Raw genomic sequence first — 12,566 nt, forward strand, 5'->3', positions numbered from 1 at the left:
AATCCACTAATCTTCACAGCAAAAATCCCTTTCGTTGTGAACGAAAGGGATTTGCTTGCTCCATCAGTACGCAGGCGGAGGCGTGGTGTCGTTCGCGGCATTGCTGCCTGATTGAAACATCGACTGGATTTGATCGAGTAAAAACGGTGTCGCATCAATAATCCGTTCAAACAGATGGGTTTGATTGTCGAGCGGCACGATGTGCACTCCTTCTTTACCCACGACCAGGAAAGCAATCGGCCGAATGGACACGCCACCGCCGCTACCGCCGCCAAAAGGAAGGGCGCTGTGATCGTGATGCGTCCCGTTCGTGGTAGTTGAGTGTGTGCCTCCCGCCTCAACGTTGTAGTCGCTACCGCCGGCAGCGAAACCAAAAGCCACTTTACTGATTGGCAGGATAACGCTGCCGTCAGGCGTATTCACCGGGTCGCCTACAATCGTATTAACGTCCACCATTCCCTTGATGTTTTCCATAGCCGTTTGCATCAAGCCTTGAATAGGGTGTTCTGCCATGATCTAATTCCTCCTTTCACCTTTAACACGCGAACTATAAGTACCAGTCCAGCATACATAGCTTTTCCGCAGGAGATTTTCGCTATGCAGTTTAGCTCTGTGGAAATTTGCGGCGGACCGTTAAAGATTGGCACCACATCGATTTGGGGCATCTCTTCCATGATCAGGCGATACGACATCCATCCCAGAAGCGTATGCTTGATGCCATGCAGCAGCCCGGTCGCTACCGCTGTATCGGCCGCATGCTCAAGCGCAATCCGGGTTGACCAGCGCACATCCATGAGATGAACGGCCGCCATCGTCTTTCTCGTCCATTTTTTGAAACCTTTTGTAGACCACAATACCCGCGCATAGTCCCTGTATCGAATAGTTCTGCTTGAAGGATCCTCCTGCTCTTTCGAACGGAGGGGAATCCCCTGCTCTACGGGAACGGTTTCCTTCTTAAACTCGATCCCACCGTTTGCCAGGTGAAAGGGGACTTCATATTTCCGCGTAATCAATCCGAAGATCATTTTAATTTCCGCCAACAATTTATATTCATCTTTTCTTAGAACCACATCCAGCTTAATCGTTACCTTGGAGCTCAGCACAACGACCAGCAATACGATGAGGAGAACGACCAAACCGACCGCCAGAAAGATCCATACCCTCACGAAGTAACCCCCAAAACGTACTTAGTAAAATGTAATCCGCTTGGCTTAGTATGGCAAAAGTGCCCCCAAATGATGCGAAACGATTCCATGTCCCTGATTTCAAACTTTCGCAAGTGACATTAAAAAATCCCGGACGGTGGATTTCTCCACGCCCAGGATTCTATTACAGCCTATTGTGTTGTATAATGGCTAACTTTCCTCTACATCATCAAACGTAAGTTGACGACCATCAAGCTTATCGAACAACAGCTGCGTTTCCTCTTCCAAGTTATCATTATCCTCAAATTGCGACGGCTCCGGCAATTCCTTGATATTGGCAAGTCCGAAATATTCCAGGAAAGACTTGGTTGTTCCATACAAAATCGGTCTGCCAATCGCCTCGGCCCGTCCGACTTCCTCGATCAGTCCTTTGCTTACCAGCGTATGGATCGCCCGTTCGGCCTTGACGCCGCGGATGTCTTCAATCTCTACACGCGTAATCGGTTGACGATAGGCAACGATGGAGAGTGTTTCGAGTGCGGCTTGTGACAAGGAAGAACGGGAAGGCGAATACGCCAGGCGCTCAAAATACGGAGCATGTTCGGCCAGCGTAGCGATTTTGTAGCTCCCCGCAATCTGTACGATCTGAATCCCCCGCTCGTAACGCTCCCATTCTTCCTTCATGTCCTCAAGCGCTTCGCCAACCAGGCCATCCGACTGCTCGGTGATCTCAGCAATTTGCCTAACCGACAAGCCCTCTTCTCCCGACAGGAACAGAAGCCCCTCAATAATCGATTTCAGCTTCGGATAATCCATCAATGCGTCCTTCCCCTCTCCACTCCATGACGATATCTTCAAACAACTTCTCTTGGTAGCACAAAATTTGCTTCATTTTCATCAGTTCCAAAATGGCCAGGAAGGTTACCACGATTTCATGCCGTACCATCTCTTCGTGAAGCAGCTTGGAGAACAGGATCCTGCCTCCCGGCCCAACCTCCTCCAGGGCATCAATGACCTGACGAATCCGGTCCTTAACCGATATTTCATCCCGCTGAATGCGGGCATACGATGTGCGCTTGACTGCTTTGCTTAATGCTTTTTGAAAAGCAGCGATCAAATCCGAAATATGTAATCCTTGCACCGGATTCTCTTCCACTTCCGGCATGTAAGGCGTGAGGTCTTCGGCTTCCTTGGAATAAATTAAACTGCGTTCCCATTCCTTCTCATGCAAATGGCGGGCGATGCCTTTGTACTTGCGGTATTCGATCAGCTTGGCAATAAGCTCTGATCTCGGATCCATGTCATCTTCTTCATAAAAATCAAACTCGTCCATCTCGATAACCGGAGGCTTCGGAAGCAATAACTTGCTTTTTATAGACAGCAGCGTTGCAGCCATCACCAGAAACTCACTCGTAATCTCCAGCTCCAGCTCCTGCATGTTGTGCAAATAGGCCATGTATTGTTCGGTAATCTCGCTGACGGGAATATCCTGGATGTCGATTTCCGCTTTATCAATCAAATGCAGCAGCAGATCGAGCGGTCCTTCAAACGTTTCCAGCTTGTATAATACGGTCACGGTGAATCCTCCCGCCAAAAAATAAAATGCAGTGCTCTAAAAAAGAGCACTACATTAAATAAGCACTATTTTAGGCTTTTCGTCAAGTTCGCCATCTCGATGGCTGCCATCGCGGAATCCCAACCTTTATTGCCAGCCTTCGTTCCCGCACGCTCCACGGCTTGTTCGATATTCTCCGTCGTGACGACACCGAAAATCGTTGGTACACCGGTCTTCAGGTTAATTGCGGATACCCCCTTGGCCACTTCGTTGCACACATAATCATAGTGCGTGGTAGAGCCGCGAATGACGGTTCCCAAGGTGATGATTGCATCGTATTTGCCGCTTTCTGCCATTTTTTGGGCGATGAGCGGGATTTCAAACGCTCCCGGCACCCACGCGACATCCACTTCGTTCTCCTGTGCGCCGTGTCGCTTCAATGCGTCCAGTGCGCCGCTCAGCAGCTTGCTGGTGATGAACTCGTTGAAACGACCTACGACGATACCGTACTTTAATCCCTCGGATACTAATTTACCTTCAAATATAGTTGCCATGATGGAAAACTTCCTTTCGGTTTGGAGTTTATATAAGGTCAAACATGGGATTTGGGATAACATCGATGTGGTTGCCCGCTGCGCTGACGGCTGCTGCTTCCGATCGCTGTTAACTCCTGATTTCATGATCTATTTTCTGGAGGGAAGAAATCAGGATTTAAAGGCGACCGCTACCGCTTCTCCAGCAGCATTCCGTCCTCTTCGCTGGGTCGTTCCATGAGGCAAACCTCCCCACATGATTGACCTTTTGTTATGTGGTGATTAATTGGTGCTCTCGTTCTGCTCAATATCGTTGAATTTCAGCATATGTCCGAGCTTGGCTTGCTTGGTATGCAGGTAGCCCGTGTTATCCTCGTTCTCCGGCATTTGGATCGGAACGCGCTCGACCACCTCCAAGCCGTATCCTTCGAGGCCTTTGATTTTGCGTGGATTGTTTGTCAGCAACCGGATCTTTCTGATCCCCAAATCCTTCAGGATCTGGGCTCCGATGCCGTAATCACGCAGATCTGCCGCAAAGCCGAGCTTCAGGTTGGCGTCTACAGTGTCGAGTCCCTCTTCCTGGAGCTTGTAGGCTTTCAGTTTGTTGATTAAGCCGATGCCCCGCCCCTCCTGGCGCATGTAGAGAAGAACGCCTCTGCCCGCTTCATCGATTTGGCGGAGGGCCGCCTCGAATTGGGGACCGCAATCGCAGCGATGGGAGTGGAACACATCTCCCGTCAGGCACTCGGAATGCACGCGTACGAGGACAGGCTCATTCCCATCGATCTCCCCTTTTACCAAAGCTACATGCTCTTTATTGTCCACGTCGTTGGTGTAGGCAACCGCTTGAAACACGCCGAAATCGGTCGGCAACCGCACAGCTACCTCTCGCTGGACCAGCTTTTCTTTTTCATTGCGGTAATGAATCAGATCCTTGATGCTGATCAGCTTCAGATCATGCTTCTTCGCAATCTCCACAAGGTCCGGCAGCCGTGCCATTGTGCCGTCTTCCTTGATCACCTCGCAGATGACACCGGCCGGATAGGACCCGCTCAATCTGGCAAGATCGACAGCGGCCTCCGTATGCCCTGCCCGGCGCAGGACGCCTCCATCTTTTGCGATCAGTGGGAACATATGACCCGGTCTTCGGAAATCGGATGCAGATGCATTCGAATCCAAGATACCTTTGACGGTGATGGACCGCTCATAGGCCGAGATGCCTGTCGTGGTATCCTTATGATCAATGGAGACCGTAAAGGCCGTTCCATGATAATCCGTATTTTGGGTAACCATCGGTTTGAGGTCGAGCTCCTGAGCTCTGGCCTGCGTCATGGGCAAACATACCAACCCTCTGCCTTCGGTGATCATAAAATTAATGACCTCCGGAGTTGCCATATCAGCTAATGCGATAAAATCGCCCTCATTCTCACGGTCTTCATCGTCTACGACAATGACGACCTTGCCTTCCTTCAAATCGGTTAACGCCTCTTCGATTGTATGAAATGAAAAGCGCTCATCCATCGCTACTCCTCCTTCTTCTCATGGAGACTCTATGTGAAGCACTCGGCTTAGGCAAATCCATGCTCTGCAAGATAATCCCTGCTGATTCCCGGTTTTGTCCCGCCTCTGCTCCCGGCCCCTTCTGAGCCGTAATGCAGCAGGTGATCTACATATTTTCCCAAAATGTCGCATTCGATATTAATCGTATCGCCTGCTTTTTTATATGCCAGCACCGTCTCCGCCAGCGTGTGGGGGATGATGGATACCGTAAAGGAGGAATCTGTTGTTTTGACAACGGTCAAGCTGATTCCATCCAGTGTGACGGAGCCCTTCGGAATGATATATTTGAATACATCCCCACTCGCGGGCTCAATCTCGTATACCACGGCATTCTGATCTGCCTGCACATTCCGAATGACGCCGACGCCATCCACATGCCCCTGAACGATATGGCCTCCAAATCGACCTCCGGCCGCCATTGCCCGTTCCAGATTCACCTTTCCGCCTGGCTGCAGTTCCTTAAGGTTCGTATTTCTGTAGGTTTCCGGCATCACATCGACCGTAAATATTCCTTTGTCAATCGTTGTGGCTGTCAAGCAGACGCCATTAACGGATACGCTGTCCCCCAGCTTTAAATCATCCATGATCCGGCTAGCGGAAATGCTCAGCAGCATGGCTTCGCCTTTCCGTCCGATACGCCTCATTTCGCCGATCTCCTCAACCAATCCAGTAAACACAGGCTTCCCTCCTTTCTCCTTATTTCCAGACCGGAATCCCGGTGACATAAATATTGTCGCCCAGTCTTTCCGTCTCAAGTCCTGTCAGCATAATCGCTTGGTCCATCTGTTCATACCCGCTGAACATGTAACTTCCAGGTGCATCATACCCGCCGATAATCTTAGGGGCGATAAACTGGATGAGCCGATCCACCAGCTTTTGTTCCAGCATCGAGCCATTTAGAGTACCGCCACCTTCCAGCAAAATGGAGGCAATCCCCTTCTGTCCCAGCTTCGCCAGCGCAACCTTCAGATCCACACGTGGACCTGGCCCGCAGGGGATGACCTGAACGCCCAGCTCTTCCAGCCCGATCCGCTTCGTCTCATCGGCCTTCTCCGTCGTCAAGATCCACGTTGGCGCCAATCCGTCTGTCACGACATGGCTGTCGGGCGGGATTCGCAGGCTGGAATCCACGATGATCCTAATCGGATGCAAACCTTTCACGCCAAGTCTCGTTGTCAGGTTCGGATTATCCGCGATAACTGTTGACACGCCAACCATGATGCCTTGATGGCGATGACGCAGCGTATGCACAAGCTCTCTTGATTCTTCATTGGATATCCACTTGCTATCGCCGGTTTTTGATGCGATTTTTCCGTCCAGCGTGCTGGCTGTCTTTAACGTTACGAAGGGCTGACCCGTCGTAATGAACTTAATGAAGGTTTCGTTCAAGCGAAGCGCACGTTCCTTAAGGACACCGGTCTCAACCCGAATTCCCGCTGCGCGCAGCATTTGAATCCCTTTGCCCGCAACCAGAGGATTAGGGTCCTCGCAAGCAACAACCACTCGCTGAACACCCTCGGCAATCAGCCTCTCGCTGCAGGGCGGCGTCGTACCATAGTGACTGCAGGGCTCCAGTGTCACGTACACCGTACTTCCCGCCGCTTTGCTGCCAGCCATATTCAGGGCATGAACCTCAGCGTGCGGTGTTCCGCGCTCCAAATGTGTTCCCACCCCTGCAAGCGCGCCATCCTTAACAACGACACAGCCAACCACCGGATTTATCTCGGTTTGACCCTGAGCACGTTCAGCCAGGTCCAGCGCAAGTGACATATAGAATTCATCGTTGACGATATCCATGGTAAACATGCCCCTTTCCCAATGTTCACATAAAAAAGCCCTGCCAAAGATTCAGGGAATCCTTAACAGGGCTTGATAGGAGTTAATCATTGACACACTAAATAACCGTCATAAATGCAGGTTTTGCCTATAACAAACGACCCAAATCCGTTACCGGCGACATCCAATCATCGCGAGCACAGATTTGAATTGCATGTGAAAACCTGCACATAACGCATATCACGTTGTGTGCATAGACACAAATAGCACATGTTGCTTATGTGTCTCTCACTCCTTCTCCCATCCAGACTATACTGTCGGTCCCGGATTTTCACCAGGTCCACCGCATACGGTGTGTAACCAACACACGCGTATCCGGGTCACGGACTAAGACACAGCCATCTGCTTTCAAAAGCTCAATCACTGCGTTCATCACCGCCGGTAGGGAATTTCACCCTGCCCCGAAGGATAAAACATATGAAATTGTTTGATCTTATGAAGAATCTTATCACCACCTTTTGATAATTGCAAGAAAAAACAACTAACTTTTTTAAAGTTTATAACTTTATTCACCAATATGTGTATGGACTCCAGAAGGAGAATACTCCCCATAGAGAGAACAGTTTAGTAGGATAAACACGGGAACTAGATACAGTTAAAAAGGAGCGAGCTGGGATGAAAACTTCGCTGGACATTATCGTCCGTCCTACGGAAATCGACGTGAACGGACATGTAAACAACGCCAAATACCTGGAATATCTGGAGTGGGGCCGTGAGGAATGGTATGAAGCAGGAGGTCTTCAATATGATATGCTGAAACGGCTTGGCGTCCAGACCGTTACCGTCAATATCAACATCAATTACCGCAAGGAGTGCGGCCAAGGCGAACGGCTGACCATCGTGACCGAACCGCATTCTATGGGTCGTACGAGTTATGTGCTGCTTCAGAAGATTTACAACAAACAGGAAGAGCTTTGCGCGGATGCCGCCGTTACCAGTGTGGCGATGGATGTACATACTCGTAAAAGCCGGCCTGTTCCGGAAGAGCTTCGTCAATTATTTCCCGACCCTGCGTAACTCCTACCGGAATAACAATAAAAACAGGCTCACCCTTAAGAGTGAGCCTGTCCTGAACAGAAGCTATTTTTATGCTTCGTATACTTCTACTTTTTCCATTTTATCACGGCCTTTGAATGCATCCACGTACTCCATGCCCTCAACAACTTTACCGAACACCGTATGCTGTCCGTCCAAATGCGGCTGCGGCTCGTAGCATACATAGAACTGGCTTCCGCCCGTGTTGCGGCCAGCATGCGCCATGGCCAAGCTTCCACGCTCATGCTTGTTAGGGTTGATCTCGCAGTTGATGGTATAGCCAGGACCGCCTGTTCCCGTTCCCTGTGGGCAACCGCCTTGAGCTACGAACCCAGGGATTACGCGGTGGAATACAAGACCGTTATAAAACCCGGAGTTTGCCAATTTCTCAAAATTAGCTACCGTGTTCGGTGCATCATTCTCAAACAGATCCAGCACTACCTCTTTGCCGTTCTCCAATGTGATCTTTGCTTTTTTAGCCATATGTGTTATCTCCTTCCGTTATTAGAACGCTTCAATCGATTTTTTTACAATGCATTCTATAGTTTACTATGAATTGAGCCTCGAAGCAAAATGATCTTGTCCCGGTTTGCACATTCCATATCAAGTCCAAGGCATGCCAAAGAGCCCTGACCGCAGCCGGTGGCATTGGCGGGCCCTCTAGGATATTAGAGCCGTAAAACAAACATCCGTTTAGTTCGTTACGGTTTCTTTGGTTACACTTGCCGGCACTACATCGTGGCTGATGATGTCCGCGAGCGACTCGCGGCGTACCACCAGCTTGCTCTGTCCGTCCTTCACGAATACAACCGCAGGTTTACGGATCCGGTTATAGTTGCTAGCCATGGAATAGTTGTATGCGCCTGTGCAGGATACGGCCAGCAAATCGCCTGTTGCTACCTTCGGAAGCTCCAGATCCCAGATCAGCATGTCTCCGCTCTCACAGCACTTGCCGGCAATGGATACCGTTTCTTCCGGCTTCTCATTCGCCCGGTTCGCGAGCAGCGCTTCATATTTTGATTCGTACAGCGCCGGACGCGGGTTGTCCGTCATTCCGCCGTCTACAGCAACGTATTTACGGACCCCGGGAATATCTTTGCTTGTGCCCACCGTATAAAGGGTGGTGCCTGCTTCACCGACAATACTGCGCCCCGGCTCTACCCAAATTTCAGGGAGCGTGTTGTCAATGCCGGCGAAGTGGGTCTTCACCGCATCCGTAATCGCTTTTACGTAGTCGGATACATGAAGCGGAGTGTCCCCGTCCACATATCGGATTCCAAATCCGCCGCCAAGATTTACAACCTCGAACGTAATGCCGAGTCCCGCCTTGACTTTGGCTGCAAATTCTGCAACGCGTGAAACAGCCATCTGAAACCCTTCTACCTCAAAAATCTGGGAGCCGATATGGGAATGAATGCCCATCAAATGAATATTCGCTTGAGCCTCGGCAAGCTTTACCGCTTCATAAGCGGAGCCGTTGCCGATATCGAAGCCAAATTTCGAATCCGTTTGGCCTGTTGAGATATACTCATGCGTATGAGCCTCAACTCCCGGTGTCACGCGAAGCAAAATGTTGACCTTCCGGTTCTTCTCGGCAGCAATCGCTTGCAGCATATGCAGTTCAACTACGTTATCGACAACGAAACAGCCGATTTCCGCATCCAGCGCCATCTCAATCTCTTCCGGCGTTTTATTATTTCCGTGGAAATGAATCCGTTCCGCTGGGAATCCGGCCTCAAGTGCAGTGTACAGCTCTCCGTCGGAAACAACGTCAAGCGACATCCCTTCCTGGTCAGCCAATTGACACATAGCCATCACGCAAAACGCCTTACTGGCATACGCGACTTGGAACTTCAAACCGGACGCCTTGAAGGCATCGATGTATTCCCGGCAGCGATTACGGACCGACTGCTCGTCTACAATATATAGTGGTGTTCCATATTGAGCTTTTAAATCGGATGTGTCACACCCGCCGATTTCCAAATGCCCCTGATCGTTAATCTTGCTAGTACCGTGTAAAAACATGCTTACAATTCCTCCGATCCATTGATTCAAAATAGGGTAATCGAATAATTGTTCACAGTATAGCAGACAACGGAAGGTAATCAAAATGGATTTTTCAACACAACATTTGTGTTATTGTTAATGCTCGCCTCTCGGATTCATTTCAGGGCCCATCTTCGTGTTATCACGTGTTTTGTTGAGAGCCGGCCGTCTTCTTGACATAAGCAGCGGTTTGCGAAACAAAATTTCGCCCATCGCTTTTGCACTAAATGGTATAAACGGCCACAAATAAGATGAGTTATAGGAACGGTGGGTTGCCAGGAGCAGAATCAGAAGCGTCGTCCCGATGACAAAGCCTTTCACCGCGAACAAAGCTGTGGCGAGCAGCAGAATTAGTCTGACAATCCGGTTGGCAAGTCCCAGCTCATAACTCGGGGTCGCGTACATTCCAATGGACGCAACCGCCATATACAGGACGACCTCATTGACAAACAATCCGGTCTTAACAGCGATATCGCCGATCAAAATCGCAGCGATCAACCCCATCGCCGATGCAAGCGGTGTCGGTGTATGAACGGCAGCCAAACGGAGCAGATCCACGCCGAATTCAACGATCAGAAACTGCAGGATAATCGGAATTTTAGCGTTCTCATGCGGACCGATGATATCGAGTCCCGGCGGCTTCAGTTCAGGATGGACAACCAGCAGCATCCACAGCGGGAGCAGGAACATGGATGCAAAAATGCCTATAAAACGTATCCAACGGAGATAAGTCCCCATAAACGGAGTCTGGCGATTCTCCTCGGCATGCTGACAAAGATCCAAAAACGTAGTGGGCATAATCATCACACTCGGCGAAGTATCTACCATGATCACAATTCGGCCTTCGAGCAGATGGGAGGATACAACATCCGGCCGTTCGGAATATCTGACCAGCGGAAAAGGGTGCCAGCCTTTGTTCACAATAGCTTCCTCGAGCTGCTTATCACCGAGAGGAAGCCCCTCTAAATCCACTTCCTGGATTTTGCTGCGAATTGCCTCAACCTGGGTGCGGTCCGCGATGTCATCAATGAAAACCAGGCATACATCCGTTCTCGTCCGCCTTCCGACCTTCATGACCTCTACGTGCAGTCCCGGATCACGAACTCGTCTTCGCACCAGGTTCACGTTGGTAACGAGTGTCTCCGTAAACCCGTCCCTTGCGCCGCGAACCACGCGTTCCACCGCAGGCTCCTCGAGCCCACGCACAGGATATTTCCGGGTATCCAACAAAATGGCGGAATGCGCGTCTTCAATGAACAGCGCACATATACCGGAAAGCACTTCGTTAATCACTTTGCTTAGTCTTTTATCCTGCTCCACTTGGACATGTGGAATATAGCGGGTCATCATCTCGGTAAGTGCCTGGTTGCTCACATCCTCCGGTGTCAGGTACGTCAGCCTTGTCAATATATCTGTCACCACGACATCATTCGTGAAGCCGTTTAAGAAGAGAAGCCCTGCATTTCTGCCGGCAAAGTTCATTTCACGGAATACCACATCAAAAGAAACCCCAAGACCGATAACTTCCTTAAGCACTTTTTTCAGTTCACTCAGCTTCGCGGGGACATGGTCGGTTTGCTGCCAGTAGATGACGGATTCCTCAGTGCTGTTGGAGGTTTCCGCCTCTCTTTTCTCCTTCAGCTCTTGTTCCCCCAACGCTTTGATGGGAATGACCGGAATATCGCTATCCAGTTCGCCGCTATGTGTTGTTTTATCGTCCATAACCTACCTCCTAGCCATTACTATCACTTGCTGTAAACAAACCAATCGAACAGAGAGCCCGCCACCTTACCTGCCACCATGGCCATAAGAAGACCAAACAAATACCCCGTCAATCGGAGCCGCTTGGCCAGAATCGGCAATACGTTCAATACTTCCGTCAATGCAGCTGCCAGCATGCCGATGAATATCCCGCACATTAATCCGATCACGGTACTCACAACCGGTCCCAATGGAATGGACCATCTCCAGAAATCGGCCACCGTGCCGATGAAAGATCCCGCTATTAAAGCCCCTTCATACCAATGAACCCGGCTGTATGTTGCCGTCAGTTGGGACAATCTCGGGATGATGTCCAGCACGATGATGAGCGCTATGACTCCGCCGCCGACGGCGATGCCCCCTGCTACGCCAAGAAAACAGGTGAATATCCCTTGCAGAATGGACAATATCATGGTTCCTTACCTGTCGTATCGGCGCCGGCGTTCATTTTCCGATATTCTTCGGCGACCACGAACTGATCCAGATTTTCCTGATAGAGGTACATTTCCACCTCAAGCGGTGTCGGCTCTTCATTCCATTTTTTCTTGAACAAATGATTGAAGAACACCGTCATCCCAAATCCGAGCCCCAGCGAGTATGCAATCTGGAACAAATAGGGATGCTCGTCTCTTTTCCCCGTCACCATTTCAACGATTCGGATATGAACCTCAAGCATGTTAACATCGGCATGGAAGTTCATAATGGTCAGTGCGGAACCGAAAAACAAGAGCAGCCAAATGAGCGGGAACCACAACTTTGACCGCTTGCTCTCCGGACCGACAAGCTCCACCAAGGTATGATGGTTTCCCATCGGTTCGATATGGGCGCCAGGAATCAACGCTTGAATCCTCGGGATGATTTGAATCAGATCCATGACAAGGCGGTTGCCATCGAGATCCTTCGGCTGCGTAAGCGGCAGGGCTCTAAGCCGTCTCTCCCAGTCGGGATCGCAGACAATGAAGGCGACATCACCTAGTTTGACGGTCTGGTCTCTTGGTAACCGTATGCGGCTCCTTAGCTGCAGAAACACCGTCGGAGTGGGATTAACCTTCATCCGAAACACTCCTTTACTGCTAAATTACCGTTAGTATGGGA

Annotated in this window: 14 protein-coding genes and 1 riboswitch; of the genes, 1 reads left to right on the forward strand and 13 read right to left on the reverse strand. The window is 50.2% G+C overall.

The genetic code is table 11. The features are described from left to right. Positions 1 to 63: 63 nt before the first annotated feature. From ytfJ to ribD, 8 genes are all read right to left on the reverse strand, one after another. Positions 64 to 513 (reverse strand): GerW family sporulation protein, encoded by a 450-nt coding sequence (gene ytfJ / locus AB4124_RS09840; protein ID WP_076320931.1) that lies wholly within the window; start codon positions 511 to 513, stop codon positions 64 to 66. After that, positions 486 to 1,166 (reverse strand): DUF2953 domain-containing protein, encoded by a 681-nt coding sequence (locus AB4124_RS09845; protein ID WP_441972637.1) that lies wholly within the window; start codon positions 1,164 to 1,166, stop codon positions 486 to 488. Before AB4124_RS09845 ends, ytfJ begins: the two co-directional genes overlap by 28 nt. Positions 1,167 to 1,355: 189 nt before the next feature. Continuing rightward, entirely contained in the window at positions 1,356 to 1,961 is a 606-nt protein-coding gene (gene scpB / locus AB4124_RS09850; protein WP_441973032.1) for an SMC-Scp complex subunit ScpB, read from the reverse strand. Beyond that, a complete protein-coding gene (locus AB4124_RS09855) occupies positions 1,930 to 2,721 on the reverse strand; it encodes a segregation and condensation protein A (protein ID WP_441972639.1) in 792 nt (263 codons plus the stop codon). Before AB4124_RS09855 ends, scpB begins: the two co-directional genes overlap by 32 nt. 65 nt (positions 2,722 to 2,786) lie before the next feature. Beyond that, positions 2,787 to 3,254, reverse strand: coding sequence for a 6,7-dimethyl-8-ribityllumazine synthase (gene ribH / locus AB4124_RS09860; protein ID WP_006209422.1), 468 nt, complete (start codon positions 3,252 to 3,254; stop codon positions 2,787 to 2,789). 261 nt (positions 3,255 to 3,515) lie between these two features. Further along, positions 3,516 to 4,754 carry a bifunctional 3,4-dihydroxy-2-butanone-4-phosphate synthase/GTP cyclohydrolase II gene (locus tag AB4124_RS09865; protein WP_441972641.1) on the reverse strand — a complete coding sequence of 413 codons (1,239 nt, stop codon included), beginning with the start codon at positions 4,752 to 4,754 and terminating at the stop codon, positions 3,516 to 3,518. A 47-nt stretch (positions 4,755 to 4,801) separates the two neighbouring features. Next, entirely contained in the window at positions 4,802 to 5,470 is a 669-nt protein-coding gene (gene ribE, locus AB4124_RS09870; RefSeq protein WP_076320926.1) for a riboflavin synthase, read from the reverse strand. A gap of 19 nt (positions 5,471 to 5,489) precedes the next feature. After that, on the reverse strand, positions 5,490 to 6,590 hold the full coding sequence (ribD, locus tag AB4124_RS09875) for a bifunctional diaminohydroxyphosphoribosylaminopyrimidine deaminase/5-amino-6-(5-phosphoribosylamino)uracil reductase RibD (protein ID WP_441972643.1): 1,101 nt from the start codon (positions 6,588 to 6,590) through the stop codon (positions 5,490 to 5,492). Positions 6,591 to 6,857: 267 nt separating this feature from the next. Continuing rightward, a riboswitch (FMN riboswitch) is annotated at positions 6,858 to 7,042 on the reverse strand. A gap of 202 nt (positions 7,043 to 7,244) precedes the next feature. Here ribD and AB4124_RS09880 point away from each other — a divergent pair. Then, positions 7,245 to 7,646 carry an acyl-CoA thioesterase gene (locus AB4124_RS09880; protein ID WP_430113035.1) on the forward strand — a complete coding sequence of 134 codons (402 nt, stop codon included), beginning with the start codon at positions 7,245 to 7,247 and terminating at the stop codon, positions 7,644 to 7,646. A 69-nt stretch (positions 7,647 to 7,715) separates the two neighbouring features. On the opposite strand, the gene AB4124_RS09885 is transcribed toward AB4124_RS09880, so the two are convergent. The 5 genes from AB4124_RS09885 to AB4124_RS09905 all read right to left on the reverse strand — a co-directional run bounded on the left by AB4124_RS09885 (position 7,716) and on the right by AB4124_RS09905 (position 12,525). Further along, positions 7,716 to 8,147: a peptidylprolyl isomerase gene (locus AB4124_RS09885; RefSeq protein ID WP_009595227.1), complete on the reverse strand. Its 432-nt coding sequence runs from the start codon at positions 8,145 to 8,147 to the stop codon at positions 7,716 to 7,718. A 210-nt stretch (positions 8,148 to 8,357) separates the two neighbouring features. Next, positions 8,358 to 9,689 carry a diaminopimelate decarboxylase gene (gene lysA, locus AB4124_RS09890; protein WP_441972646.1) on the reverse strand — a complete coding sequence of 444 codons (1,332 nt, stop codon included), beginning with the start codon at positions 9,687 to 9,689 and terminating at the stop codon, positions 8,358 to 8,360. A 117-nt stretch (positions 9,690 to 9,806) separates the two neighbouring features. Further along, positions 9,807 to 11,432: a spore germination protein gene (locus AB4124_RS09895; protein ID WP_441972648.1), complete on the reverse strand. Its 1,626-nt coding sequence runs from the start codon at positions 11,430 to 11,432 to the stop codon at positions 9,807 to 9,809. A 23-nt stretch (positions 11,433 to 11,455) separates the two neighbouring features. Further along, complete coding sequence (locus tag AB4124_RS09900; protein WP_076320921.1) at positions 11,456 to 11,884, reverse strand: stage V sporulation protein AB; 429 nt, start codon at positions 11,882 to 11,884, stop codon at positions 11,456 to 11,458. Continuing rightward, complete coding sequence (locus tag AB4124_RS09905; protein ID WP_430113028.1) at positions 11,881 to 12,525, reverse strand: stage V sporulation protein AA; 645 nt, start codon at positions 12,523 to 12,525, stop codon at positions 11,881 to 11,883. The genes AB4124_RS09900 and AB4124_RS09905 overlap by 4 nt, the downstream gene beginning before the upstream one ends. Positions 12,526 to 12,566: the final 41 nt, after the last annotated feature.

The organism is Paenibacillus sp. 2KB_20, assembly GCF_052115765.1.
Taxonomy (GTDB): Bacteria; Bacillota; Bacilli; order Paenibacillales; family Paenibacillaceae; genus Paenibacillus_AQ.

Excerpts from the sequence above, each read along its gene's own strand:
- ytfJ (WP_076320931.1), bottom strand. The coding sequence starts at position 513 with ATGGCAGAACACCCTATTCAAGGCTTGATGCAAACGGCTATGGAAAAC.
- scpB (WP_441973032.1), bottom strand. The coding sequence starts at position 1,961 with ATGGATTATCCGAAGCTGAAATCGATTATTGAGGGGCTTCTGTTCCTG.
- ribH (WP_006209422.1), bottom strand. The coding sequence starts at position 3,254 with ATGGCAACTATATTTGAAGGTAAATTAGTATCCGAGGGATTAAAGTAC.
- AB4124_RS09865 (WP_441972641.1), bottom strand. The coding sequence starts at position 4,754 with ATGGATGAGCGCTTTTCATTTCATACAATCGAAGAGGCGTTAACCGAT.
- ribD (WP_441972643.1), bottom strand. The coding sequence starts at position 6,590 with ATGGATATCGTCAACGATGAATTCTATATGTCACTTGCGCTGGACCTG.
- AB4124_RS09880 (WP_430113035.1), top strand. The coding sequence starts at position 7,245 with ATGAAAACTTCGCTGGACATTATCGTCCGTCCTACGGAAATCGACGTG.
- AB4124_RS09885 (WP_009595227.1), bottom strand. The coding sequence starts at position 8,147 with ATGGCTAAAAAAGCAAAGATCACATTGGAGAACGGCAAAGAGGTAGTG.
- lysA (WP_441972646.1), bottom strand. The coding sequence starts at position 9,689 with ATGTTTTTACACGGTACTAGCAAGATTAACGATCAGGGGCATTTGGAA.
- AB4124_RS09895 (WP_441972648.1), bottom strand. The coding sequence starts at position 11,432 with ATGGACGATAAAACAACACATAGCGGCGAACTGGATAGCGATATTCCG.
- AB4124_RS09900 (WP_076320921.1), bottom strand. The coding sequence starts at position 11,884 with ATGATATTGTCCATTCTGCAAGGGATATTCACCTGTTTTCTTGGCGTA.
- AB4124_RS09905 (WP_430113028.1), bottom strand. The coding sequence starts at position 12,525 with ATGAAGGTTAATCCCACTCCGACGGTGTTTCTGCAGCTAAGGAGCCGC.